This is a genomic window from Zoogloea sp. (assembly GCF_028693495.1).
GTDB lineage: Bacteria > Pseudomonadota > Gammaproteobacteria > Burkholderiales > Rhodocyclaceae > Zoogloea.
Genome location: NZ_JAQUVG010000048.1, coordinates 1 through 23,977, shown reverse-complemented (window position 1 = coordinate 23,977; position 23,977 = coordinate 1). Strand labels below are relative to the sequence as shown.

Genomic DNA, 23,977 nt, shown 5'->3' with positions numbered 1-23,977 from the left:
GAACCGGGTCACCCAGCCCCCCCTTCGCGAGGTAAGGCCGTCAGATTACGCCGGAACAGGCCCGCGCCCTAAACAGCCATGGGCACAGGATCAGCACTTCATCCAGCCCCGTCCAACGACGATCAACCGAAGCCAGCATGCCATGGCATACCAGATGGCACACTGGCGAATCGGGATAGGGGCGGCCAGCTTACCTGACCGTTCCCCTCCCACACCACCCGGCATGCGGGTCCGCACCGGGCGGTTCGAGTAGTTGAGGTTATGAAAGCCGAGGCACGCCGAGTCGGTCGAAGTAGGCGATCGGCAGCGCGCGGTTCAATCGCATGCGGCTGTTACGCCACCAGCACCGACTGTTCGACGCCACCTTGCGGGCATCCTCTTCCGAGGCGCCCCTCGCTTTCAACTCCCGATACATCGTCGTGCCCCGACGCCACTGCTTGAGCTGCACCGCACGCAGCCGGTGTCTTATCCACTCGTCCAGTGTACGGAACACCTTGGGTGTCTGCGCGAGTTGGAAGTACGCCTTCCAGCCCGGCATGTAGGCCCGCAGCCGTTCGGCGATCTCGGACAGGCTGCGCCCGCCCGAGCGACGCGTGAATTGCCGGATGCGTTGTTTGAAGGTCCTGAGCGCCTTGTCGGCCACCCTGCACTTGACCTGTCCGCCGGGGCCGTACCAGAAGGCATAGCCCAGGAACTTGCGGCGTGAGGCCGGTGCGACGGCCGTCTTGGCGTCGTTCACCTTCAGATGGAGTCGGTCGTAGAGCTTGCGCAGCCCATCCAGCACCCGTTCGCCCGCCTTTTGACTGCGCACGTACACATTGCAGTCATCGGCATAACGAACGAAACGGTGGCCCCGTCGCTCCAGTTCCCGATCCACCTCGTCGAGCAGCACATTGGCCAGCAGCGGCGATAGCGGCCCGCCTTGCGGCGTCCCCTCGTAGCGCGCCATGACCACCCCGCTATCCATGACCCCAGCCACGAGGAAACGACGGATCAGCCGTAGCACGGCCTTGTCGTCGATTCGCCTCGCCAGGCGTTCCATCAGGATGTCGTGATTGACCCGGTCGAAGAACCTCTCCAGATCCACATCGACCACCACCCGGTAGCCGTCCTGCACGTAGCGCTGTGCATCGAGCAACGCGTCGTGCGCACGGCGTCCCGGACGAAAGCCGTAGCTGTGTTCCGAGAACGTCGGATCAATCCTGCGCTGCAAGACTTGCAGCAGGGCTTGCTGGATCAGCCGATCCGTCACCGTCGGAATCCCCAGTTCGCGCACCCCCCCATCGGGCTTCGGGATCTGGACGCGGCGCACCGGCAAAGGCCGATAGCTGCCATCGAGCAAGGATTCCCGAATCCTGGGCCAGTGCGCTCTCAGGTAGTCCGCCGTATCGGCGATCGACAACCCATCCACCCCAGCACTGCCGCGATTGGATTTGACGCGTTTCCACGCCGCCTCCATGTTCGCTTTCGCGAGCGCCTGTGCAAGCAGGTCGTCTCGCCCTGAGCTTCCAGTTTCGCCCCGCGCCATCCGTGTTTCATCACGCATCCCTTCAGGCTCGGCTTCACCTCGCCCTCCTGCGATACGCCCCGCAGACGCGGGCTTCTGATGCACTGCACGTCCGAGCGACACGGCCTTCGGCTCTCCTACTCGTTTGGCCCTTCACCCCATACCGGCAGCTACTACGGCCGCGGCTGACTTCTCGCTCCGGTTCATCACCGTCGCCCTTTCAGGCACAAGGCGAGATCTCCCCAGGTAAGAACGCACTCCTTCGCTGCACAACCGCCGGATGTACGCCACTTCGCCTTGATCACGAGAGCTTCGCGGTTTCACGCCCGATCGCCCTGCTCGGCAGCGCCTTCTATCCGATTCTTGTCCATCGGCTCGCAGCTTATGCTCCACGCTTCCTTCCCACGATCGGTCGCCCTCACGCAGTTGCGCTTCACTTCGTTCGCTGTGATCAACTTACGGCGGGACTTACACCCGCAGGAGTGCGCCCATGCTGGGCGCACAAAAAAAGCTCTTTAAAATCAAGGGCTTTTCTGAGTTTCCTGGCGGAGAGAGAGGGATTCGAACCCTCGATGCGGTATAACCGCATACCGGATTTCGAGTCCGTTTGAACCGTTACACCTATCTCTCGAAAGGCTTGCTGGATGCGGGTTTCCGCCCTCTGACGAGATCACATTGCCAAAAATAAACCGCCTTGCCAAATAGTATTTCTACTCTCACACGCTCTGTCGTTAGAGCTTAATAGACCGCCCACTGCCGTCGGCCGTCCCAACCTTTGAAAGGAGCAGGGGCTTCAGGAAAAAGCCGGGCCGGCGGCGCCCATTAGGAGACAACAATGAACAGAAAACTGCTTCTGAAAATCCAAGACATTTTTCACGCCAAACTTCAGGCTAAAACCGGCTGGGGCCGCAACGAGATCATGGACCTCTACCGAGACAGCGTGAACGAAGCCCTGGTCCAGATGATGGACGAGGTGGGTTCCGGTGCGTAATCGATGCCTAGAGGTTTTCCTTGCCGAGAAGGGCGATGAGATCGTCGGCAGTGTCAAGTCTTACGGTGACCCGCTGTTCGTCCTTGAATGCCTCACAGTCATCATCGGCGAGATTGCCAGAAAGTCGGGTGTCCCTGTGCTTGAAGTAGCGGCTGATCTGCATGGCTTAATCGCCCAAAAACAACGAAACGAAGGAGGTAACGAATAATGGGCATCAACCTGCACTGCAATGAGGAAAACCTCTGGCAGACCCCAACATGGGTGACTTACTGCGTGTACTCAAACGGCGACGGTGGTTGGGAGGGTATCAAGTACAGGTACATCCAATGGGTAAAGTCACATCTCGACGGTGTGTGGCAAAACTCGTCGGATCTTGCCGAGATGAGGGTCCGTGTTGCCGACCACATCAATAATCTCAGCTTGCATAAAAAACTGAATTTCAGCATCGGGTGACCAAATGAGAGTCAGTACAACAATGGATGCCGAAGAGCTGCAAGACCTTTGCAAAGGCAAGATCCAATGGCGCAAATGTCAGGACTGCGACGTTGACGGTTTTCAATAATGGGACAGGTTGACCGGCGAAGGTGTTTGCAACAACCCTTCGTACATCGCACCTGACCGAGTCGAGAGCGCCCGATGTGAGACATGCGGAGGTATTGGATACCAGTTTTACCGCGTCGACGGGAGAGGGGTAAACGTGTTTTATCTGTTTAACATAAAATGGTGAAAAACCCCAACTTCTGAAAATGGTTTGTTCCGTTCCAATCCTAAAAACTTCAGTTACAGGAAGAGAAGTGATGTGTGAGACGATTTTGAAGTGCTATAGCTAACCTATATATTAAATTTCGGAACAAAAATATATAGTAAAAACAGCCACTTACAAAAGTGGCTGTTCCAAAGTTCCAAAACGTGAGAGCCGGCCATTACAATGTAATCCGGTTGCGAATAGCCCACAACTGTGTTGCGCCCCGTCAAACGCCCAAAATTTCGGAACTTTGGAACATATGACGGAGCACATAAACCTCCTCAGTTAGCCATTCGTCCTGCCAAGTTTCCGAACGGTAGAGCCCGCAGCGCCGTCCTGGACGGGTCGTCGAACGGTGCGTGCAGCACCTGACTCACCGCCGGGCCGGTTAGCCCCACACCGAAGTCCGTGGCGAAGGCGTCATAGCCCATCTGCCCGATACCCAGGAGCCCCGCCCTATCCACGCCGTGCTGCAGCATGCCGGCCAGCCCACTCTTCATCCACCCAGGCTCGTCGCCCGGGATGAGCAGCTCCTTGATGGCGTCAGCGGCAATGATCACTGGCACGTAGCCGGCCATCGCTGCCAGCGCAGGCCGGTAGTTGCCCAGCTTTGCCTGCCCCACCGCCTTGGCCAGAATCACGTTCTGGAAGGTGTAGGTGAACTGCTTCATGTGCCAGAGAATCTGGTAGTGCGGGTCACTGCCCCAGATCGTCCGCTGAGCCGCGTTGGGGCGCAGGATCGCCCCGTTCACCCACTTCGAGACCGCCGCTTGGTTCTTGGGGTCGTTCATGTCTAGCCCCCCGTCGGCACCCATCTTGATCGCCTTCGGGTCGAACCCCTTGCCGAACAGCTCCTCGAAGCGGGCCACCGCCGCGGGGTCAGCCGCGTCGAAGCCCTCCGAGTGGTACTGCTTGATGACGCGCTCAGCCACACTTGTGGCCGTGATACGCATGGCCCGGTTCCAGGCCTCCATGCCGTTCCACTTGAAGAGGCTGTCACTCATGCGCCGCGCCGTACCAGTGAGGAACACGCTGCCGTAAGTCTGGCCCAGGGCATCCATCATGCTGCCTGCGTCGACCGTGCCCCACATCTCCGCCCGTTTGGCCTTAGTGTCGTCACTCTTCTTGTTGGACCAGCCCAGCTTCACTTCTTTGACGCCGGTCGTGAAGGCTTCCCATGCGTCACCCAGCTCGCCGCCGTTCACCACCAGACCGACCACGTCAGCGAAGGAGATGAACAGCGTCGTCGAGAGCAGGCGGAAGTTCTGGTAGGTCACCATCCAGCTGTTGAGCGCCCGCACGTTGTCGCTGATGTCGGCGCCAAGCGTGCCCTCCATGGCCATCACCGCTTTGTATGCTGGGTGCACTCTCGATACCCACTCGCTGGATGCTCAGTGACTAGGACGTCGGCTTTAGTCTTAGACCTCTTGAGTAACGAGTCTCGGATCTCCATCAGGATGCGCGGGAACTCCTTGGCCCACACGCCCTTGTCCTGGGTGTGTGTGAGTCTCGCATTCCCCGTGGCCAGCAGGGCCTCACGAGCGCTCTGGTTCTGCTCGAAGGAGCGCTGCATGATGCGTTCCATGAGCTTGATGTTCCAGTTGCCTTCCGTCTTGGTGCCTTTGTTGCCGGCGATCTTTACCCCAGCCGACGTGTATTTGTCGTAGGTCTGTTGGTCAAATGCGCCCGACTTCCAGCTCTGGTACGCATGTTCGACCGACAAGTACCGACGGCCGTTGAGCTCGACAGGCCGTGCAGCAAGGTTGCTGAGTTCTGCGTTTTCACCTGTCGCGTGCCAGATGTTTACAGAATCCGTTCGTTCGGCCTCACCATTCACCCTCACCCGTTCATACTGGAACTGCCACGCCCCTTTTTCGGCGTAGTGCGCGAAAACCTCCGGGCTCCAACCTTCGAGCTTCGACCACTTCTCGGCGTTCGCCTGATCTCGCACGTCACCAAACAGCTTGAGCTGATACGGCGCCTTGGTGACGCGCACGCGAACCTTCGTGCCATCCTTGCCGGTCATGTCGAGCTCTTGGCCAACTGACACCTCTGGATTGGTTGCGCGAGTGGTGGCCTTGCGATCCCCGCTCTGGATCAGGTCGATTGTGCTCTTGCCCTTGAACTCCGGCCGCATCGCGTGTGTGATCCCACCATACACGGTGCCGTCGGCGAAGTTCATCGGCATGGAGCGGACGGGTGCTACAGAATCCCCTCCCTGAACGGGTCGTACCCCGGGGGCCACCCCAGTTCCTGCAGCTGCCGCCTCCGATCTCTTGCTGACAGCTGCGACACGTACTGGGCGCGATTCCCCAGCTTGTCGCGCAACCACGCTTCTCGGGGCGATAACTCCGTTGGCATCAGCGCCAAAGTCACTCCAGAATCCTCTTGTTTCATCGGTGATCCCATGAACTTGAACGTCGCCATTCTGCCCCTTGAGCAGGCGCTCGACAACACGGTAGTCGATGCCGTTCTCGGGCGCCGACGCTGCCGCGTTGAGGTCAAGCGCGTTGATCTCAGTGAGCACCCCACCTTTCTTCGTGTAGGCAATGCGACCCACTTCGACGCCGTCAGCCTTAATGGGTCGCACGAAACTCTCGGTGCCGTCGGCGTCGCGCTGTACCTCCGCTTCACCAAGCCGCAGGGTGGCCGTCACAAAGTCCACTCGGGGCGTCTCGGCCTTCACGGTCGCAGCCGCGGGCTCAGACCTTCCTTGTACCCCAGTCTTCACCTCACGCACTCCGGTGACAGAGTCCTTGGCGAGGCGTGTCGAGTCACCCGCTCCGGCCATCATGCCTGTCGCGTAGTCGTCGTCACCCTTGGCCATGCCACGCTCGTTGCGGTGGATAGCCGTGCCTTTCGTGCCGACGGCCTTGGCCGGGTCGTCGCGCAGCGTGCCCCACTTCTGGATGTCGTCGTCCGGGCCAACACCACGGCTGTTCTCGCTCGGGGTCGTTGTTTTGTTGTACTGCTCGTCGCCGGTGATGTGGTACAGAGCATCGGTGACGTCGTCGAGGTTACCCGTCTCGTTGAACACAGAGGCTGCAGCCTCGGCCCGCTTGGCGGTGTTGAGCTTCCAGTTGATGGCCGACAGAGCACGCTCGCGCCAGTCGACCGCATCTTCTGTGCCCTTCTTCAGGCCCTCGAAGCGCTGGTCCTTGTCGAAGAACTTGAGGGTCGCATCGCGCGCGGTGATGAAGCGGTTGTCAGAGGGCTTGCGACCGAGGTCGTTCTTCAGGCCGCGCAGGTAGCTCACCTGCTTCGGGGTCAGCATGTGACGTGCCAGCTGCAGCATCATGCCGGCTTCGCGCGGGGTGTAGTGAAGCTCACCGCTGCCGGTGATCGCCTTGAGGGCCTGCTTCAGCACAGCCTCGTCACCTGCGTCGTGGAAGTCGGCGAGCGCCTTGCTGGCCACGTCGTGGTTCGCCTTCGCTTTGCTGTCGCCCTTACCCAGGCGGGCGTAGTCTTTGTCGCTCAGCATGAAGCTGCGCAGGCGCTTTGCCATCAGGAACTGCATGGCCTTGCCGCTGCTCTGCAGGATGGCCCGCTCGACGACAGACTGACGCTCCTGCTCGGCGTCGTATGCTTTCTGCTGGGCGCGTGCATCCCCAACCTTCATCTTGGCGGTAAGCGGCAGCACGTCGGGGAAGTTCTGGTTACCCTTGCCCGCCTTCATCCATACAGGCTTGACGTCCTTCCTGCTCGGTGCCGTCTTGTCGATGTAGCCGACGCGGGTGAAGCCGCGCACCTCCATGATGGAGGTCACGCCATCCTGCAGCATGCGGTACAGGCGCACGAGGTTGCCCGGCTCGTTGAATGAGCCGGTGAACCCGGCGTCACCGGCTTTTCTGACCACCAGGGAGATGATCTTGCGCGCCGTGGTGGCGTAGTAGTTGCCCGACTTCGACCCGTTGTCGAAGACCAGCACACCCCTGTCGACAAGCGCGTTGAATCTGCTCAGGTCCAGCGACTTCATCTGGAGGTCGGTCACGTCCTGCCGGGTGAAGCCCAGGTCGTTGGGCATCTCGCTCTTGGTGACGCGAACCGCCACGCGATCCTTGTTGAGCTTGGCCAGGGCGCTGTCCACCGCGCGGTCGTGATCCCTGAGATCCATCTCGTGGAACTTCCGCTGGAACTCGCTGGCGTCCTTGCCCGGCGCCTTCGGCGCCTTCATCCCCAGCTCACGCTCGGCGATCTCGCGCCGGATCTTTCCGATCTCGTTGGGGTGCAGTGCCTTCGACTCAGCCTCTGCGGCCCTGCGCTCGGACGGGGTGAGCTCCGCAGCCGGCAGCGACTTGGCGAAGGTCAGCTCCTCACTGCTCAGGCCCCCCTCGTCCTTGCCCAGGCTGCGGGCGTACTCACGCACGGCCTTGCGCTTACCCGCCTGATCGACGGCCTTCTGGTGCTGACGCTTCTCGATCTCACGGTCGACGAAGCCCACGGTCGAGATTGTGCGCAGCGACGGCTCGTCACCCTCTTCCTTGGCGGCGCGAACACGCCCAGCCTTCAGCTCGTCAAGGGCGACACGGTGCTCTTCGTTGGTGAGGTCGAAGTATTCCCCGGCCTCTTTAGCCCCCTTGTCGCGGTGCTGGTAGTAGCTCTCCTCCTTGACCTTGGTGAAGCCGTGCTCAGTCGACTCGGACAGGCCCTGCTCCTCACGCTGGGCGAAGGCGTTGTCTTCGGCAAGGCCGGAGATTACCTCTTCATCATCCTGACCGTCGTCGACGCCTTGCTTCGGCTGGGTCTTCTCTTCGTAGAAGTGATCGAGCACTTCGTTCTTGCGAGGGCCGAACCAGCTGTCGAGGGCTTCGTCTTGAGCCTTGCTGATCTCACCGCCGTTGGCGATGGTGCGAAGAGCCTTGGCGATGGGCTCGATCTTCGACAAATACTCCTTCCTGGAGTTGGAGCTGAGCGCCTCGGTGAACTTGGCCTGAGCAATCGGTGTCATCGCGTCGAACACGACGTCGGCGTCAGTGCCGTACCTATCCGTGAGGGCCGTAACCTCTTTCATGACATGCTGATGCGCGTCATCTGTCGAAGTCGTGTCGATGAGACCTTGCTTGGCTGCAAGCGTGTAGGCGTTATCGATCAGCTTCGGCGCATCCTTGCCGTAGCTCTTGATGAGGCTCTCCGGCACGAGCACCTCACCGTCAGCGCCTTTGAAGCCCCTGGCCACCCAGCTCATGATGGCCACAGCCGCTTCTCGCTGAGCAGGCGCCACGTTCTGGCTCACCTCGCTGACGATGCGCTCGTCGATACCCTGCTTGAGCCAGATGTCGGCGAGGATGCCGATGTTCATCCGCGCTTCCTCCTTGATAGCCTCGGCCTTGGCTCCCCCTTCCTCGTTCAGCAGCTGGCGATGAAGGGCTTGCCGCTCGGTCATGTTCCCAAGCATGCTGGGTGTCGTGGCCCTCGTGTCGTCGCGGCCATGCCCACCGACCTTTTTCCCGGGCGTGGTGCCCACAAAGAACTCCTTGCCTTGCCGACGCGCGCTCTCGCGCTTGGCGGCGAAGACGTCGGGGTCAGCCGGGCCGCGATCGGTGAACTCGGCATCAACCAGTCGCAGTTCTGGCAGCAAGTGTTCGTCACCCAGTCCGGCGGCAGCCGCTACGAAAACGACCGCTCCGTCCCCAAGCAGGTCCAGGCCCTGTTGGTCATTGCTTACGGCACTGACGCCGAGGCCAAGGCCATGTTCGAACATCTGCGCGCGCCGGCCAAGGAGGTGGTCGAGGTATGAAGATCACACCGATCAAGGTCGACCACGTCGACCATATGGGTTCGGACCTCTCGGTCGTCAACGCGGCCAGGGTCAGCTTCGACAAGATGAGCGACTGGGCGTACAGCGAAGCGGCTCTCACGCCTGATCCCTGTGACCCCGAGGCCACGTTTTGGCATAACCCGCGTGCGTTATCCAAGGCAGACACTAAGCTCATCCATTACCTCGCCAAGCACAACCACTGGTCACCGTTCGCCCACACCAGCATCCAGCTGCGCATCAAGGCACCGATCTTCGTGGCACGACAGCTGGTCAAGCACCAAGTTGGCGGCGTGTGGAACGAAGTGAGCCGGCGCTACGTGGACAGAGAACCTGAGTTCTACTTCCCCGAGGTGTGGCGCGGCCGACCGACCGACGGGGCCAAGCAGGGGTCGAGTGGGGTGGTTCAGCACAACGTCTACGCCAATGACAGCGCAAAGCAAACTGTAAATCTCGCACTTGAGATTTACAACGAGCTTCTCAAGTGCGGCGTCGCCCCCGAGCAGGCCCGCATGATCCTACCGCAGAACACCATGACCGAGTGGATCTGGACTGGTTCGCTGATGTTCTTCGCCCGGGTGTGTAAGCAACGGCTCGACCCCCATGCCCAGGCCGAGACCTCCGAGGTGGCACAGCAGATCGCCAACATCGTCCGCCCATTGTTCCCAGTGAGCTGGCCGGCACTGACAAGCAACGAAAAAGAGGTGCAAAATGAGCAACCTGCTTCGTAACGAACTCACTGAATCCGTCGACCTGTTGGTCGAAGTGTGCCACTCAGCATCCCTTAACGCCGGCTGGTGGCATGACTTAAAAACCGACATCGATCTTCGCCGGCAGGCTTGTGAAGGGACTCGACTTGGCAAAGCTCTAGTTGCCGAGAAGTTGTGCCTCATCCACAGCGAGGTCAGTGAGGCGATGGAGGGTCACCGCAAAGGGCTGCAAGACGACAAGCTGCCCGAGTTTCCGGCAGTCACCGTCGAGCTTGCTGATGCGTGTATCCGCATTTTTGACTTGGCAGGAGCTCTTGGCCTGGACCTTGGATCGGCGTTGGCAGCCAAGATGGCCTACAACGCCCGGCGTGAGGACCACAAGATCGAGAACAGGCTCAAGCCCGGTGGAAAGGCGTATTGATGACCGTCACATCTGAGCTGCTCAACCTCATCGCTTGGGAACAGAAAAGCCGCAGGGTCAAGCCTGAAGAAATTCGAATCACAAAGTCGAGCTTCGACAAGCTCAAGGCTGAGGTCGAATCTGGGTGCCTTGTGCTTGAGCCGAGCGACGGGCCTCCGAAGTTTAACGGGGTGATGCTCCAGGTGATCGACTGATGATCAAGCACATCGCTTTTGGTTTTGGTGCCGGTTCGACTCTTACAGGGTTCGGACTCTGGTGGTGTCTACACGCAGGAGCGTGCCAAAAACTTTTTTAAGATTCGTTTCAAATCAACGCGAAAGAGTGCGAAAGAGTCGAGGTTTATTTGGCACTTTCACAGTTGCCTGACGTGACTTGGGCCACCCGAAAGTGGCCCAAGTCATTGATTCCTGGCGGAGAGAGAGGGATTCGAACCCTCGATGCGGTATAACCGCATACCGGATTTCGAGTCCGGCGCATTCGACCACTCTGCCATCTCTCCAGGCTTTGATGCTCACCTGCCGGTGATCGAAGCCATCAATTATATAGCAATTTTCCGAAAATACCAGTTATTCCATGGGCTTGGCTGCTTCGGTAAATTCATCGTACGCCCGTACCGCCTCGGCGGCATACATCAGGCTCGGCCCGCCCCCCATGTAAGTGCAAATGCCCAGGGTCTCCATCAACTGCTCCCGGGTAACACCGAGACGGATCAGCGCCTTGACGTGAAATCCGATACAACCATCACAGCGGGCAGAGACACCAATGGCCAGCGCAATCAGCTCCTTCTGGAGTGCGCTGAGGGAGCCTTCCTGCATGGACTCTTTGGCCATGGCCGAAAAACCCTTCATGGTGCCGGGAATTTCTGCATGAAGCGCCTTGAGACCCTTGCTGAGGTCACCGGTGATCTGGACAAAGGATTTACTGCTCATACTCGCTGCTCCGGTAAATTATAATTTTCTAATTTACTCTTTTTTGGCGTGAAGGAAAACCGGGGTCAGCCCGGTTTCTCTCACGCCGTGATGGAGCCGTTCAGAGAACAGGCTCGAGCACCATCAGACCACCCATGTAAGGGCGCAGGACCTCCGGGATGTGCACTGAACCATCGGCCTGCTGATAGTTCTCGAGTACCGCCACCAGAGTCCTCCCCACCGCCAGGCCCGAACCGTTGAGGGTGGCCAGAGTCTCGTTCTTGCCCTGGGCATTCTTGAAGCGCGCCTGCATCCGGCGAGCCTGAAAACTCTCGAAGCAGGAGCAGGAGGAAATTTCCCTGTAGGTATTCTGGGCAGGCAGCCACACCTCCAGATCGTAGGTCTTGGCCGACCCAAAACCCATATCGCCCGAGCACAGGACAATCTTGCGGTAAGGCAGCCCCAGCTTCTGCAGGATGGTTTCCGCATGGCCGGTCAGCTCCTCCAGAGCCTCCCAGGCATTCTCTGGCCGTTCGATCCGGACGAGCTCGACCTTGTCGAACTGGTGCTGGCGGATCATGCCCCGGGTGTCCTTGCCATAACTGCCCGCCTCGGAGCGGAAACACGGCGTGTGACAGACGAATTTCAGGGGAAGCTGCTCCGCAGGGACAATCTCGCCACGGACGATGTTGGTAACCGGCACCTCCGCAGTGGGGATCAGATAAAACTTGCTGCCATCGGCCTTGGGCACCGAAAACAGCTCTTCCTCAAACTTGGGCAGCTGGCCAGTGCCATACATGCTGTCGGCGTTAACCAGGTAAGGGGCATAAAGCTCGGTGTAGCCATGCTCCCCTGTGTGGGTGTCCAGCATGAACTGGGCCAAGGCCCGGTGCAGACGGGCGAGTCCCCCCTTCATCAAGGTGAAACGGGCCCCCGAGATCTTAACCGCAGTCTCGAAATCCAGTCCGCCCAGCCGTGCCCCGATCTCCACGTGGTCCCGCACCTGGAAATCGAAGCTGGGCAAAGTGCCCCAGCGCCGGACCTCCACATTGTCCTCCTCGGACTTGCCTACAGGCACGCTTTCGTGGGGCAGATTGGGCAAGCCGGCGACAAAGGCGTTGAAGCGCTCAAGGAGATCGGCCAGAGCCACCTCGTTGGCCTTCAGCTCATCACCGAGACCGGCCACTTCAGCCAGCACCGCGGTGGTGTCTTCTCCCTTGGATTTGAGCTGCCCAACCTGCTTGGACAGGGCGTTGCGCCGGGCCTGGAGATCCTGGGTACGGGTCTGACGCTCCTTGCGCTCATCTTCAAGCGCCTGGAAGGCTGCCACGTCGAGGCTCATACCCCGGGTTGCGAGACGCTCCGCAACAAAATCCAGTCGGCTGCGCAGCAGTTGCACATCAAGCATGACAATCCTTCATCCAATAAAAAACAAACTGTTCGATTATGCCCCGGCGCGAAAATTGCTCTGCACTCCTGAGGCTTTTCAGTTATATTGCAGCGCAACATACTTGCTTCGCAATATATTCACGATTCAATAGAAATCAAGAATTTAATAGCGTCGGACAGACGAAACTTTTCTTGCTTTAACAAACTCACACGTCAATATTTAAAGCAAGACGCCCTCAGACGGCGTTATTCCCATGAGACCACCGAAGGAGAATCCCGATGCTATCCATGCGTGACTGCCTGGACTACTGTGACCTCACCGACGAAGACGTGGCGATCATTGCAGAACACCACGACATACCGGATGTGGCCGCCGCCCAGATTGCCTGCGGACTTGTTCAAACCAAGGAAGGAACCCTGCTTCTCACCCAGTTCATGCTCGACCTGGTCGATGAAGCTGAGCAAAGGGGCGACGAGGACAAGGCTCGCCGTTTCCGGGATGCCTGCGCGCGCTTTGTTGCGGCCCACCCTCTTACCCAGATTCACTAGTTCTACCCCTGCCCTGCGCGGGTCTGACCGGAGTTTTTTGCCTGGTACTCCTGGTCAAGCTCGCGCAGGCGCGCCAGCTTTTCAGCAATTCTGACTTCCAGGCCCCGGCCCACAGGCTCATACCATCCGGGTGCAGACATGCCCTCGGGCAGGTAGTTTTCTCCAGCTGCATAACCTTCTGGTTCATCATGGGCGTAACGGTAAGTCCTGCCGTAGCCCATCTGCTTCATGAGCTTCGTGGGAGCGTTACGCAGATGAATGGGAACAGGCCTGGACCCATCCTGCTTCACAAACTGGCGCGCAGCATTATACGCCTTGTACACTGCGTTCGATTTGGCCGCGCAGGCGAGGAAAACCACCGCCTGGGCCAGGGCCAGTTCTCCTTCCGGCGAACCCAGTCGTTCGTAGGTGGTGCAGCCATTCAGGCATAGCTCCAGGGCCCGGGGGTCCGCCAGACCCACATCCTCGACGGCCATCCGCACCAGGCGCCGCCCCAGGTAAAGGGGATCCGCACCTCCGTCCAGCATCCGGCACAGCCAGTAGAGAGCGGCATCCGGGTCAGACCCCCGCACCGACTTGTGGAGGGCCGAGATTTGATCATAGAAAGCCTCGCCACCCTTGTCGAAACGCCTCAGGTTGCGGGACAAGGCATCCTCGATGAAGGCCGGCGTCACCGGATTGACCCCGGCAGTAGCGGCTGCGGTCTGAACCTGCTCCAGCAGATTGAGCAACTTGCGGGCATCCCCATCGGCAAATCCGGTGATTCGATCCCGGGCGTCCTCCTCGAAGACCAGTTCCGGACAGGCATGAGCACGGGCTCGTTCAAACAACTCAACCAGCTCTGCCTGAGTCAGGGACTCCAGCACATAGACCGTCGCCCGCGACAACAGGGCTGAATTCACCTCGAAGGACGGATTCTCGGTGGTCGCTCCGACCAAAGTCACCAACCCCTGCTCCACATAAGGCAGGAAGGCATCCTGCTGCGCCTTGTTGAAGCGATGAACCTCGTCTACGAAAAGGATCGTGTGACGCCCCCGGGCACGGTCCACTTCTGCCCGGGCAATGGCCTCGCGGATGTCCTTGACTCCCGAAAACACCGCCGACAGGGAAATGAATTCTGCATCGAAGGCCCTGGCCATCAGGCGTGCCAGGGTTGTTTTGCCCACCCCCGGCGGCCCCCACAAAATCATCGAATGAAGCTTGCCGGACCGGAAGGCCAGAGCCAAAGGCTTGCCGGGACCGAGCAGATGCCTCTGGCCTATCACCTGATCGATGTGCTGGGGACGCATGGCCTCGGCCAGGGGCTGGCGGGGCGGTTCGATGGCATCGAAAAGATCGCTCATGGGCACACGCGGGGAAGGAAACTCAGTCACCCACCACATCAGCCCCCTTGGGCGGCACGAAACGGAACTGGGCACTGTCAAGGGCAGGATTGCGTTCGATCTGGACAAACTGGAGTGCAGTGGTCTGGCCAAAGTTGTCGAACAGCACCATGGACCGGAGTTGCCCTCCCGAGAAGCCCAGGCGGATCCGCTCGAAGCTGCTGTCATCCGCCTTGGGGACCGCTTCAACCCATTCGAGGCCATCCGCCGCGCCGGCATCCTTCAGCACGAAATTCCTGTCCAGGGCGTTGTCCCCAGCCAGGATAGCTGCCGGCGTACTCCCGAGGGCCTGGCCAAGCTTCTTGGTGGTGACCTGATTGAGCTCCTGATCGTAAGCCCACAGGGTACTGCCATCTCCTACCAGGAGCTGGGCGTACGGCTTGTCATAGGTCCACCGGAACTTGCCAGGCCGCGCAAAGGCAAAGGTGCCACTTGCTTGCTGGGGCTTGCGTCCGGATTTGGAAAAGACCTGCTGGGCGAAACTGCCCCGGGCCGTGCGGGTGCCGTCCATGAACTGCTTCAACTGGGTCAGGCCATCAGCCCGGGCAATGCCAGATGCCAGCAACAGGGCCAGCAGGACGGCGGATCTGCGAATCATCATTCTCCTTCCCGGGCCGGCGCAACCACTTCCCGGTTTCCATTGGCACCCATCGGCGTCACCAGGCCGGAGCGCTCCATCTGTTCGATCAGGCGGGCTGCCCGGTTGTAACCAATCCGCAGGTGCCGCTGCACCAGGGAGATGGACGGACGACGGGTCTTGATGACCACCTCGACTGCCTGATCGTACAAGGGGTCGGCCTCACTGCCCTCGCCGCCCTCTCCTCCTCCCAGCAGATCTCCGCCCTCTTCTTCCGAGGGGGTGAGGATGCCTTCGATGTAGTCGGGCTCACCGGTGGACTTGAGGAACTCCACCACCTTATGCACTTCTTCGTCGGCCACGAAAGCTCCGTGCACCCGGGTCGGAAGGCCGGTACCCGGCGCCAGGTACAGCATGTCGCCCATCCCCAGCAGGGTCTCAGCACCCATCTGGTCGAGAATCGTGCGGGAGTCGATCTTGCTCGAGACCTGAAAAGCCATGCGGGTCGGGATGTTGGCCTTGATGAGGCCAGTGATCACATCCACACTGGGGCGCTGGGTCGCCAGAATCAGGTGAATGCCTGCGGCCCGGGCCTTCTGGGCGAGACGGGCGATCAATTCCTCGACCTTCTTGCCCACCACCATCATCAGGTCAGCCAGCTCGTCGATGATCACCACGATGTAAGGCAGCTTCTCGAGGGGCTCGGGCGCATCGGGCGTGATCGAGAAGGGATTCTTGAGCGGTGCCCCGGCCCTGACCGCTTCGGCCACCGCCTTGTTGTAGCCGGCCAGATTGCGCACGCCCACGACGGACATCAGCTTGTAGCGCTTCTCCATCTCGGCGACGCACCAGTTGAGGGCGTTGCCTGCATGCTTCATGTCCGTCACTACCGGCGCCAGCAGATGGGGTATGCCCTCGTAGATGGACAATTCAAGCATCTTCGGATCTACCAGAATCAGGCGCACATCCGTCGGCTCGGACTTGTAGAGCAGGGACAGGATCATCGCATTGATGCCTACCGACTTGCCCGAACCCGTGGTGCCGGCCACCAGCAGATGGGGAGTCTTGGCAATGTCGGCCACCACCGGCTGACCGCTGATATCCTTCCCCAAAGCCACCGTCAGCGGGGAGTGCATGTCATGGTAGGCCTTCGAACCGAGGATCTCGGAGAGGCGTACCGTCTGGCGCTTGGGATTGGGTAATTCCAGAGCCATGCAGGTCTTGCCGGGTACGGTCTCGACGACACGGATGCTCACCACCGACAGGGCTCGCGCCAGATCCTTGACCAGGTTCATCACCTGGCTCCCCTTCACGCCCACGGCCGGTTCGATTTCAAAACGGGTGATCACCGGGCCGGGATAGGCCGCCAGCACCATCACCTCAACGCCAAAATCCGCGAGCTTGCGCTCAATCAGGCGAGAGGTGAATTCCAGGACTTCGGTGGAGGGCGGTTCCACGTCATGGGAAGGCTCGTCCAGCAGGGTCAAGGGGGGCAAGGGCCCGGCAGACAGATCCGCAGGGGTGAAGAGGTGGGCCTGATGAGCCCGTTCAATCCGTACAGGCTTCTCCACCTCCGTCCGCACAGGCTTCTCGGGCTCCGGCTCGGGTCGAGCGGACCGGGGAGGCGCAACCGGCAGGGGGGCAGCCGGATCAGGGGGGTCAAGCGGAGCGGCTGTCTCGGGTTCGTTCCTGAGGGGCCTTTCAAGCCCGGCAATGGCCGGCTCGATACGCACCGGCGACGAGGGAGCCTCCTCCTCTTGCCGACGCCGGGTCTCGCCCCTCTCCCCACGCTTCGGATCCCCCTCGTGCTCGCCCCTGCGGAGCTGCCAGGAATGCACCCCGCGGGACAGGAGCAGCCACGCTTTCTCAAGCGCAATGCCCAGCGCCTCGGACGCCTCCACCCAGCTGACCCCGGAAAAAAGGCTCAAACCTCCTGCCATCAAGCCCAGGAACAACAAGGTACCGCCGGTAAAACCCAGGTACTGCAGCACCAGCTCCCCGAGTTCGAGACCAATCAAGCCGCCGGGCTCGAGGGGAAGCGTGGCCCTGAGCGAATGAAAACGCATCGCTTCAAGGCCGCTGCTGGCCAGCAGGAGAACGACGAACCCTACAAAAACCACCGCAAAGGAGCGCCGGTCGGCCCCGAAAACCTTCTGCAGGCGCCGGAAACCAATGGCCAGCCCAAAACCCAGGAAAACAACCCACCACCAGGCGGAAAGACCAAACAGGTAGAGCAGGAGATCCGAGAGCCAAGCCCCGAAACGCCCGCCGGGATTGGCGACCAACTCCACCTGGACCGCATGGGACCAGCCCGGATCGGTCCTGGAGTACCCGAACAGGATCATTGCAAAATACAGGGCCAGCACTCCGCGAAGCAACCATCGGGCTTCCTGGAGAAGGCTGGCGATCTTTTCCGGCAGGGGCTCTGGCCGGGTAGAGGGAAGATTAGACATGAGTGGCGTTGCGGTGTTGCGGGCGGCACGTAAAAGCAAAAGCGCGGCAGTGGGCCGCGCTTGGCATTATAGACCAGTGTTTCCGGCCATCCCCTCTTCAACCCGGGTAACGGGCTGCAGAAAGGATTTCCGGATTTTTCACAAGTCGTAGATCTTTTCCCGCAGGATCACGCCGCCGTCGGTTTCCTCAATCAGGCCACGCAGTCCCAGATCTTTCATGACCCGGCTGACCATTTCCCTGGATGCACCAATCATCTTGGCAATATCCTGTTTCGAAATCTTCTTGCGGACGACCTTGACCCCATCCACCTCCTCGGACATCTCGAGCAGCAGGCGGGCCACCCGGCCATAGACATCCATCAGGGCCAGGCTTTCGATCTTCCGGTCGGCGTCCCGCAGGCGACGGGTCAGGTTGCACATCACGTGCCAGGACAGCTCGAAGTTCTCCTGCATCAGGCGCTTGAAATCGGTCTTGGAGATCGTCACCAGATCGGAGGGGGAAACGGCCACCACGGAAGCGGAGCGGGGGCTGTCATCAAGCACACCCATTTCGCCGAACATTTCACCCTGTCCAAGAATGGTGAGGATGACTTCACGACCGTCTTCATCACTGACCATCACCTTCAGGTTGCCGGTCAGGACAAAATAGACAAAATCGGTACGGTCCCCTTCATGGACCACGGCAGAACCCCGCGGAACCCGCCGCATCATCGCGCAACGGGCTACGGCCGCCAGCCGGTCATCGCCCAGGCCCTGGAAGATCGGAAAGGTCCGCAAGGCAATCGTGGACACGGAGCTGGTTACGGTCATAAGGCCTCTCCTGGATAGGACACAGAATCAATATCGATGCCGGTGCGCGACGATCACGCACGATGGGCATCCCAGTATAAAGCAAACTGCAGAACATCCGATTCGCTGAGCATTTTTCTGCAGGCCCGCCGTCCGGACCAGGGGCGCCCTGCCAATCCGGGAACTGCCCGCCGTATAATCCGTCTCTTCTTGCACCACTGACTACCAGAAAGAGACGCATCAATGGCCACTCGACACATCAAGCTGCTGATCCTCGGCTCCGGCCCCGCCGGCTACAGCGCCGCCGTGTATGCGGCCCGCGCCAACCTGAACCCGGTGCTCATCACCGGCATCGCCCAGGGCGGCCAGCTGATGACCACCACCGAGGTGGACAACTGGCCCGCCGACGCTGACGGCGTCCAGGGCCCCGAACTGATGGCCCGCTTCGAGAAGCACGCTCTGCGCTTCAACACCGAAATGATCTTCGACCACATCCACACCACCCATCTGGCCGAAAAGCCGATCCGCCTGGTGGGTGATGCGGGCGAGTACACCTGCGACGCGCTGATCATCGCCACCGGCGCCAGCGCCCAGTACCTCGGGCTGCCCTCCGAGGAAGCCTTCTCCGGCAAGGGTGTGTCGGCCTGCGCTACCTGTGACGGCTTCTTCTACCGCAACCAGGAGGTGGCAGTGGTCGGCGGCGGCAACACCGCGGTCGAGGAAGCCCTCTACCTGGCCAACATTGCCAGCAAGGTCACCCTGGTGCATCGCCGCGACAAGTTCAAGGCCGAGCGCATCCTCATCGACAAGGTTCATGAAAAGGTCGCCGCCGGCAAGATCGAGCTGGCCCTGGACGCCACTCTCGACGAAGTGCTGGGCGATCAGACCGGCGTCACCGGCATGCGCATCAAGAGCACCAAGACCGGCGCAACCCGCGACATCGCCCTCAAGGGTGTCTTCATCGCCATCGGTCACAAGCCCAACACCGACATCTTCGCAGGCCAGCTCGAAATGGAAGGGGGCTATATCGTGACCCAGGGAGGTCGCCACGGCAATGCCACTGCGACCAGCGTGCCAGGCGTCTTCGCGGCCGGAGACGTGCAGGACCATATCTACCGCCAGGCGGTCACCAGTGCAGGCACCGGCTGCATGGCGGCGCTCGATGCCGAACGCTACCTGGACAGCCTCGGGCTGGCTGGCTGATTTTCCTGCCCATCGCCCTTCAGACGGACCGGAACTTTCCGGTCCGTTTGCTTTTCAGACTTTCCCTTCTTCAAAGCACTATCAACCATGGGCAAGGACAAGCGCAACAGCGGGCTCGATGCCCTCAAGGCGATTCGCCGGCAAGTTCCCGCCAAGAGCGTGGCGATGGCTCTCGCCGGCAAACCCCGCCGGCACGTCCCGGCACGGGTGCCCGATCTCGAGGAGGCCGACGAAACCGCGCTCTTTCGCAAGCAGGTGGGGCCAGTCCAGCCCATCCAGGGCGGTAACCGGGCCGAGATTGCCCGGCCACGGCCGACACCGGTCCCCCGCCCCCAGGTTTTCGAGCCCGAACCGGACCTCCCGCGCCGGCAGGCTCGCATCGACGAGAATGATGCAGGTGCGGTTTTCCGGGCCGCCCTGGGCGACGTGTCGCCCATCAAGGACTTCGGCCGGGTGGACCTGAGCCGCCAGCAGCAGCGGAACAATCCCCGGGTGCACGCACTGGATCAGTGGGAGCCCCCCGGAACCACCATTGAAGACGTCAATCTCAACGATCCGGCTGCCCTGTTCCGTCATGTGGCCGGCGCCGTCGCCCCCCTCAAGGACAAGAACCGGGTAGAAGTAGGGCGACCCCTGCCGCCCCCCCGTCCCATCCAGCGCGAAGCAGACGAACAGGACGTGCTAAGGGAAGCCATCGAGGCGCCCCTCACCTTCGAAGACCGGCTCGACATGGGCGACGAAGCCGCCTACCTGCGCACAGGCCTGCCGCGCCGGGTGCTCACCGACCTACGCCGGGGACGCTGGGTGGTCCAGGGAGAACTGGACCTCCACGGCCTGACCCGGGATGAAGCCCGCGCCAGCCTCGCTCAGTTCATCGCGCTGTCGCTGCAGCAGGGACGACGCTGCCTGCGGGTGATCCACGGCAAGGGGCACGGTTCACCCGGCCGCATGCCGGTACTCAAGCACCTCTCCCGGGGCTGGCTCGCCCAGCGGGAAGATATTCTGGCTTTCTGCCAGGCTCGTCCCCATGACGGCGGTGACGGCGCCCTGCTGGTGCTGCTTCAGGCAGGCGGCTCACCCAAGACCTGACTTCTCAGGTTCCTGCGCCAAAACCTGAAAAGTGCGCAAGATTCTTAGCCTTGATCAATTTGTTTGGCCAGACATCCGATTATTGTTCTCTGCGACAGATTGTCGCAGGGACAACGGGATGCAGCTCGACCTGCCCCCCCTGCTTCGTCTTGGAGCGCCACCGTACAAGGCAGCGCAGACGCTTTCGGCCCAGGGATAAGGGAGAGTAATAATGAGCAATGCAGACATCAAGCACGACGACCAGAACCTCGTTCCGGGTCGTCGCAAGTTCCTGAACACCGCGGCGCTGGCCGGTCTCGCCGGGGCCGGCTTGTCGGTCGGCCTGTCATCCTGCAAACAGGAAGCCGGGCCTGCGGGTGCCCCCGCTGCGCCTGCCGCCACGGCCCATGGTGCTACCGGAGAACTCAACCTGCACCCTGCACCGGGCCAGCTCGACACCTACTACGGGGTCTGGTCCGGCGGTCACTCGGGCGAAGTTCGTGTCCTCGGCCTGCCCTCTGGCCGTGAGATCAAGCGTGTCCCGACCTTCAATGTGGACTGCATGAGCGGCTGGGGCATCACCAACGAATCAAAGGCGATCCTCGGCACCAAGGCCGACGGCAGCCTGAAGTACATGACCGGAGACACCCACCACATCCACGGCTCGTATGTGGACGGCACCTACGACGGCAAGTACTTCTGGGTGAACGACAAGATCCACGGCCGCATTGCGCGGATCCGCGGCGACATCTTCGAGTGCGACAAGATCACTGAAATCCCGAACATCCAGGGCTTCCACGGCATCTTCCCGGACAAGCGCGACCCGATCGATCCTGCCATCAACCACACCACCCGCGTCTTCTGCGGCAACGAGTTCCACATCCCACATCCCAACGACGGCCGCGACGTGGACGACCCGACCAAGTACAAGACGCTGTTTACCTGCGTCGATGCCGAGACCATGGAGGTGCGCTGGCAGTGCCGCGTCGACGGCAACATGGACCTCGTCGCCACCTCCTACAACGGCCGTCTGGCCGCCGCCAACCAGTACAACGTGGAAGGCGGCGCCAGGTATGAGGACATGATGTCCGCCGAGAAGGACGCCTGCGTGTTCTTCGATGTGGGCCGCATCGAGCAGGCCATCAAGGACGGCAAATTCACGACCATCGGCGACAGCAAGGTGCCGGTCGTGGATGGCACCAGGGAAGCCAACAAGGATCCGAAAACTGCCCTCACCTGCTACGTGCCAGTGCCCAAGAACCCCCACGGCGTAAACGCCAGTCCGGACGGCAAGTACTTCATCTGCTCCGGCAAGCTCTCGCCCACAGCCACGGTGATCGACCTGGCCAAGGTCGAGGAATTCCTCGACGGCAAACTCGACGACCTCAACAAGAGCGTTGTCGCCGAAGTTGAAATCGGCCTCGGCCCCCTGCACACCACCTACGACGGCCGCGGCAACGCCTTCACCACGCTGTTCCTGGACAGCCAGATCGTCAAATGGAACGTGGACGCCGCCATCAAGTTCCACGCCGGTGACAAGAACATCAAGTACGTGGTGGACCGTATCGACGTGCACTACCAGCCGGGTCACATCAGCACCGATATGGGCGAAACCAAGGAAGCCGGTGGCCAGTTCCTGGCGGTGGGCTGCAAATTCTCAAAGGACCGCTTCCTGCCGGTCGGCCCGCTGCACCCGGAAAACGAGCAGCTGATCGACATCCGCAGCGAAAAGATGACGATGCTCGCCGACCATCCGGTCTATCCGGAGCCCCACGACTTCATCATCGTCAAGCGCGAGAAGGTCAAGACCAAGCAGGTCTTCAATGTGGATGATTTCCCCAATGCCATCAAGGACGCCAAGGATTCCGGCGTCTTCAGGAACGGTAACAAGGTCACCGTCAAGATGGTCTCCCAGGCCCCGGCCTACAGCCTGCGTGAATTCAAGCTCAAGAAAGGCGACGAGGTCACGCTCATCCTGACCAACCTCGACAAGGTGGAGGACCTTACCCACGGCTTCGCGATCCCCAAGTACGACATCAACTTCATCGTGAATCCCCAGGAAACCAAGTCGGTCACCTTCAAGGCCGACAAGCCGGGTGTGTACTGGTGCTACTGCACGCACTTCTGCCACGCACTGCACCTCGAAATGCGCACCCGCATGATCGTCGAGAAGTAATCGGCACCCTGCAACACGTCGATAAATGAAGAAGCAATTGGGGGAGGCGCTCGCGTCTCCCCGTTTTTTTCAGCCGCCGCATGCGTCCCGCGGCCTTCGCCCGGAGCCCTCCCCCATGCACCTCACCTCCAGTCTCGCTGCAGCGCTGACCGCAGGCCTGCTGATCCTGGGCACCAGCCCCGCTGCGCTTGCCAATGCCTCCGCCCCCCATGAGCGCATCGCCGACCTCGCCGAACAGAGCCGGATGCTCGCCCCCCGCGCCACCAAGGCCTACCTGATGGTGCAGCAGGGCATCAGCCCGGAGGCCGGTCGCCGGCTGCTCGCCGAATCCGTCTCCCGCCTCGACCAGAACCTGGCGGCCCTGCGCTCCGCCAGGCTCGACGAAACCACCCGTGCCCAGCTGAACACCGTCGAAACCCGCTGGAACACCGTGCGCACCCGCCTCACCGCCACACCCGATGCCACCGGCGCCAAGGCCCTCTACGACGACACCGAGGCCCTGCAGACGGCCACCCAGCATCTCGCGATGGCCATCAACAGCACCGGCTCCGAGGACGCCCGCCGGCTCACCCTGCCCGCCCGCATGCGCCTCCTGTCCCAGCGCATCGGCATGTTTTACCTCTACCGCGACAGCGGCCTGATGACCCCGAATGCCCCGACGATGGAGCTGAGCTACGCGCGCAGCGAGTTCTCCGCCAACCTCGTCCGGATCCGCCGCAACGAGGCGCTGCCGGCCGAAACCCGCCGGGTCGTGGAAGCCTTGAACCAGGCCTGGTCCGACTATGACGTGGCCGCCGGCAAGCCTGGCCCACCGGGCGAGTTGCGCAAGAACGCCCCAGCGGTGATGGAAATGAGCGAGCAGGTTCTCGGTGCCACCGAGAAGCTCGTCGTCAGCCTGCTCGGCCCATCCCACCCCTGAGCTCTGGCAGGGTGTCGCCCCAAGGCACCCTGCCAATTCCTGGTGCTTGACCCAGCTTAAGGACACCGTGCCCCGGCCGCATCAGAATTCCACGAAACGCTGATTCATCGGAGTCCCCATGAAGCCCCCCCTCTTCACCCCCCTGCGCCGTCTGTGCCGGCACGCAGCAGCGCTGCTCACCGGCCTTGTGCTGGCAGGCAGCAGCCTCGCCGACACCTACGAGGTCAAGCTGCCGCCGGAGCTGTCCAGCTCGCCCAAAATGTGCGACTACGCGCCATGCAAGGACGTGATGCCCGGTGCCACCTCATTCTCGGAGCGCAAGGGCCAGCCTCCCTACGTCGAGGCATACGCCGACACAGACGGCCAGAAGAAGCTCATCGGTTACGTGATGCTGTCCACCGACATCACCGACATCCCCGCCTACCCGGGCAAGCC

Annotated in this window: 21 protein-coding genes, 1 tRNA gene and 1 pseudogene; 12 read left to right on the top strand and 11 right to left on the bottom strand. The window is 61.1% G+C overall.

What is annotated here, in order from left to right:
- Positions 1-259: 259 nt before the first annotated feature.
- Complete coding sequence (gene ltrA, locus PHD22_RS09600) at positions 260-1,546, bottom strand: group II intron reverse transcriptase/maturase (RefSeq protein WP_299865625.1); 1,287 nt, start codon at positions 1,544-1,546, stop codon at positions 260-262.
- 796 nt (positions 1,547-2,342) lie between these two features.
- On the opposite strand from ltrA, the gene PHD22_RS09595 reads away from it, so the two are divergent.
- Positions 2,343-2,498, top strand: coding sequence for a hypothetical protein (locus PHD22_RS09595; RefSeq protein WP_299865622.1), 156 nt, complete (start codon positions 2,343-2,345; stop codon positions 2,496-2,498).
- Positions 2,499-2,505: 7 nt separating this feature from the next.
- On the opposite strand, the gene PHD22_RS09590 is transcribed toward PHD22_RS09595, so the two are convergent.
- The gene (locus PHD22_RS09590) at positions 2,506-2,661 is read right to left on the bottom strand and encodes a hypothetical protein (protein WP_299865619.1); all 156 of its coding nucleotides are present in this window, start codon (positions 2,659-2,661) and stop codon (positions 2,506-2,508) included.
- A gap of 44 nt (positions 2,662-2,705) precedes the next feature.
- Between PHD22_RS09590 and PHD22_RS09585 the strand changes: the two genes are divergently transcribed.
- Positions 2,706-2,951 carry a hypothetical protein gene (locus PHD22_RS09585; RefSeq protein WP_299865616.1) on the top strand — a complete coding sequence of 82 codons (246 nt, stop codon included), beginning with the start codon at positions 2,706-2,708 and terminating at the stop codon, positions 2,949-2,951.
- A gap of 573 nt (positions 2,952-3,524) precedes the next feature.
- Here PHD22_RS09585 and PHD22_RS09580 read toward each other — a convergent pair.
- Positions 3,525-4,610 carry a hypothetical protein gene (locus PHD22_RS09580; RefSeq protein ID WP_299865613.1) on the bottom strand — a complete coding sequence of 362 codons (1,086 nt, stop codon included), beginning with the start codon at positions 4,608-4,610 and terminating at the stop codon, positions 3,525-3,527.
- Positions 4,586-8,821 (bottom strand): NADAR family protein, encoded by a 4,236-nt coding sequence (locus PHD22_RS09575; protein WP_299865611.1) that lies wholly within the window; start codon positions 8,819-8,821, stop codon positions 4,586-4,588. The genes PHD22_RS09580 and PHD22_RS09575 overlap by 25 nt, the downstream gene beginning before the upstream one ends.
- Between PHD22_RS09575 and PHD22_RS09570 the strand changes: the two genes are divergently transcribed.
- The 4 genes from PHD22_RS09570 to PHD22_RS09555 are packed head-to-tail and all read left to right on the top strand — an operon-like array spanning position 8,822 to position 10,323.
- Positions 8,822-8,980: a hypothetical protein gene (locus PHD22_RS09570; protein ID WP_299865608.1), complete on the top strand. Its 159-nt coding sequence runs from the start codon at positions 8,822-8,824 to the stop codon at positions 8,978-8,980.
- Positions 8,977-9,729 carry an FAD-dependent thymidylate synthase gene (thyX, locus tag PHD22_RS09565; RefSeq protein WP_299865605.1) on the top strand — a complete coding sequence of 251 codons (753 nt, stop codon included), beginning with the start codon at positions 8,977-8,979 and terminating at the stop codon, positions 9,727-9,729. The genes PHD22_RS09570 and thyX overlap by 4 nt, the downstream gene beginning before the upstream one ends.
- A complete protein-coding gene (locus PHD22_RS09560; protein WP_299865602.1) occupies positions 9,710-10,129 on the top strand; it encodes a hypothetical protein in 420 nt (139 codons plus the stop codon). The genes thyX and PHD22_RS09560 overlap by 20 nt, the downstream gene beginning before the upstream one ends.
- Positions 10,129-10,323 (top strand): hypothetical protein, encoded by a 195-nt coding sequence (locus PHD22_RS09555; protein WP_299865598.1) that lies wholly within the window; start codon positions 10,129-10,131, stop codon positions 10,321-10,323. The genes PHD22_RS09560 and PHD22_RS09555 overlap by 1 nt, the downstream gene beginning before the upstream one ends.
- Positions 10,324-10,537: 214 nt before the next feature.
- Here the strand turns inward: PHD22_RS09555 and PHD22_RS09550 are convergent.
- The 3 genes from PHD22_RS09550 to serS all read right to left on the bottom strand — a co-directional run bounded on the left by PHD22_RS09550 (position 10,538) and on the right by serS (position 12,445).
- Positions 10,538-10,628, bottom strand: a tRNA-Ser gene (locus tag PHD22_RS09550).
- Between the two features lie 67 nt (positions 10,629-10,695).
- Complete coding sequence (locus PHD22_RS09545; protein ID WP_299865597.1) at positions 10,696-11,058, bottom strand: carboxymuconolactone decarboxylase family protein; 363 nt, start codon at positions 11,056-11,058, stop codon at positions 10,696-10,698.
- A gap of 100 nt (positions 11,059-11,158) precedes the next feature.
- Complete coding sequence (gene serS / locus PHD22_RS09540) at positions 11,159-12,445, bottom strand: serine--tRNA ligase (RefSeq protein ID WP_299865594.1); 1,287 nt, start codon at positions 12,443-12,445, stop codon at positions 11,159-11,161.
- A gap of 260 nt (positions 12,446-12,705) precedes the next feature.
- Here serS and PHD22_RS09535 point away from each other — a divergent pair, with 260 nt between their 5' ends.
- Positions 12,706-12,975 carry a hypothetical protein gene (locus PHD22_RS09535; protein WP_299865591.1) on the top strand — a complete coding sequence of 90 codons (270 nt, stop codon included), beginning with the start codon at positions 12,706-12,708 and terminating at the stop codon, positions 12,973-12,975.
- Positions 12,976-12,977: 2 nt separating this feature from the next.
- Here PHD22_RS09535 and PHD22_RS09530 read toward each other — a convergent pair whose 3' ends face one another.
- The 4 genes from PHD22_RS09530 to PHD22_RS09515 all read right to left on the bottom strand — a co-directional run bounded on the left by PHD22_RS09530 (position 12,978) and on the right by PHD22_RS09515 (position 18,197).
- Positions 12,978-14,318, bottom strand: coding sequence for a replication-associated recombination protein A (locus PHD22_RS09530; protein ID WP_299865588.1), 1,341 nt, complete (start codon positions 14,316-14,318; stop codon positions 12,978-12,980).
- Positions 14,319-14,340: 22 nt separating this feature from the next.
- The gene (lolA, locus tag PHD22_RS09525) at positions 14,341-14,958 is read right to left on the bottom strand and encodes an outer membrane lipoprotein chaperone LolA (protein WP_299865585.1); all 618 of its coding nucleotides are present in this window, start codon (positions 14,956-14,958) and stop codon (positions 14,341-14,343) included.
- A complete protein-coding gene (locus PHD22_RS09520; protein ID WP_299865582.1) occupies positions 14,955-17,387 on the bottom strand; it encodes a DNA translocase FtsK in 2,433 nt (810 codons plus the stop codon). Before PHD22_RS09520 ends, lolA begins: the two co-directional genes overlap by 4 nt.
- A 138-nt stretch (positions 17,388-17,525) precedes the next feature.
- Complete coding sequence (locus PHD22_RS09515) at positions 17,526-18,197, bottom strand: cyclic nucleotide-binding domain-containing protein (RefSeq protein WP_299865579.1); 672 nt, start codon at positions 18,195-18,197, stop codon at positions 17,526-17,528.
- A gap of 222 nt (positions 18,198-18,419) precedes the next feature.
- Between PHD22_RS09515 and trxB the strand changes: the two genes are divergently transcribed.
- The 5 genes and pseudogenes from trxB to PHD22_RS09490 form a co-directional block, all read left to right on the top strand.
- Entirely contained in the window at positions 18,420-19,379 is a 960-nt protein-coding gene (trxB, locus tag PHD22_RS09510) for a thioredoxin-disulfide reductase (RefSeq protein WP_299865576.1), read from the top strand.
- An 87-nt stretch (positions 19,380-19,466) separates the two neighbouring features.
- The gene (locus PHD22_RS09505; RefSeq protein WP_299865573.1) at positions 19,467-20,468 is read left to right on the top strand and encodes a Smr/MutS family protein; all 1,002 of its coding nucleotides are present in this window, start codon (positions 19,467-19,469) and stop codon (positions 20,466-20,468) included.
- 211 nt (positions 20,469-20,679) lie between these two features.
- Complete coding sequence (nosZ, locus tag PHD22_RS09500) at positions 20,680-22,623, top strand: TAT-dependent nitrous-oxide reductase (protein ID WP_299865571.1); 1,944 nt, start codon at positions 20,680-20,682, stop codon at positions 22,621-22,623.
- Between the two features lie 115 nt (positions 22,624-22,738).
- Positions 22,739-23,542, top strand: coding sequence for a type IV pili methyl-accepting chemotaxis transducer N-terminal domain-containing protein (locus PHD22_RS09495; protein WP_299865568.1), 804 nt, complete (start codon positions 22,739-22,741; stop codon positions 23,540-23,542).
- A 118-nt stretch (positions 23,543-23,660) separates the two neighbouring features.
- Positions 23,661-23,977: pseudogene (locus tag PHD22_RS09490) on the top strand (4Fe-4S binding protein); the annotation flags it as partial.

Coding starts and splice junctions, on each gene's coding strand:
- ltrA (WP_299865625.1), bottom strand. CDS start 1,546: ATGCGTGATGAAACACGGATGGCGCGGGGCGAAACTGGAAGCTCAGGG.
- PHD22_RS09595 (WP_299865622.1), top strand. CDS start 2,343: ATGAACAGAAAACTGCTTCTGAAAATCCAAGACATTTTTCACGCCAAA.
- PHD22_RS09590 (WP_299865619.1), bottom strand. CDS start 2,661: ATGCAGATCAGCCGCTACTTCAAGCACAGGGACACCCGACTTTCTGGC.
- PHD22_RS09585 (WP_299865616.1), top strand. CDS start 2,706: ATGGGCATCAACCTGCACTGCAATGAGGAAAACCTCTGGCAGACCCCA.
- thyX (WP_299865605.1), top strand. CDS start 8,977: ATGAAGATCACACCGATCAAGGTCGACCACGTCGACCATATGGGTTCG.
- PHD22_RS09560 (WP_299865602.1), top strand. CDS start 9,710: ATGAGCAACCTGCTTCGTAACGAACTCACTGAATCCGTCGACCTGTTG.
- PHD22_RS09555 (WP_299865598.1), top strand. CDS start 10,129: ATGACCGTCACATCTGAGCTGCTCAACCTCATCGCTTGGGAACAGAAA.
- PHD22_RS09545 (WP_299865597.1), bottom strand. CDS start 11,058: ATGAGCAGTAAATCCTTTGTCCAGATCACCGGTGACCTCAGCAAGGGT.
- serS (WP_299865594.1), bottom strand. CDS start 12,445: ATGCTTGATGTGCAACTGCTGCGCAGCCGACTGGATTTTGTTGCGGAG.
- PHD22_RS09535 (WP_299865591.1), top strand. CDS start 12,706: ATGCTATCCATGCGTGACTGCCTGGACTACTGTGACCTCACCGACGAA.
- PHD22_RS09530 (WP_299865588.1), bottom strand. CDS start 14,318: ATGAGCGATCTTTTCGATGCCATCGAACCGCCCCGCCAGCCCCTGGCC.
- lolA (WP_299865585.1), bottom strand. CDS start 14,958: ATGATGATTCGCAGATCCGCCGTCCTGCTGGCCCTGTTGCTGGCATCT.
- PHD22_RS09520 (WP_299865582.1), bottom strand. CDS start 17,387: ATGTCTAATCTTCCCTCTACCCGGCCAGAGCCCCTGCCGGAAAAGATC.
- PHD22_RS09515 (WP_299865579.1), bottom strand. CDS start 18,197: ATGACCGTAACCAGCTCCGTGTCCACGATTGCCTTGCGGACCTTTCCG.
- trxB (WP_299865576.1), top strand. CDS start 18,420: ATGGCCACTCGACACATCAAGCTGCTGATCCTCGGCTCCGGCCCCGCC.
- PHD22_RS09505 (WP_299865573.1), top strand. CDS start 19,467: ATGGGCAAGGACAAGCGCAACAGCGGGCTCGATGCCCTCAAGGCGATT.
- nosZ (WP_299865571.1), top strand. CDS start 20,680: ATGAGCAATGCAGACATCAAGCACGACGACCAGAACCTCGTTCCGGGT.
- PHD22_RS09495 (WP_299865568.1), top strand. CDS start 22,739: ATGCACCTCACCTCCAGTCTCGCTGCAGCGCTGACCGCAGGCCTGCTG.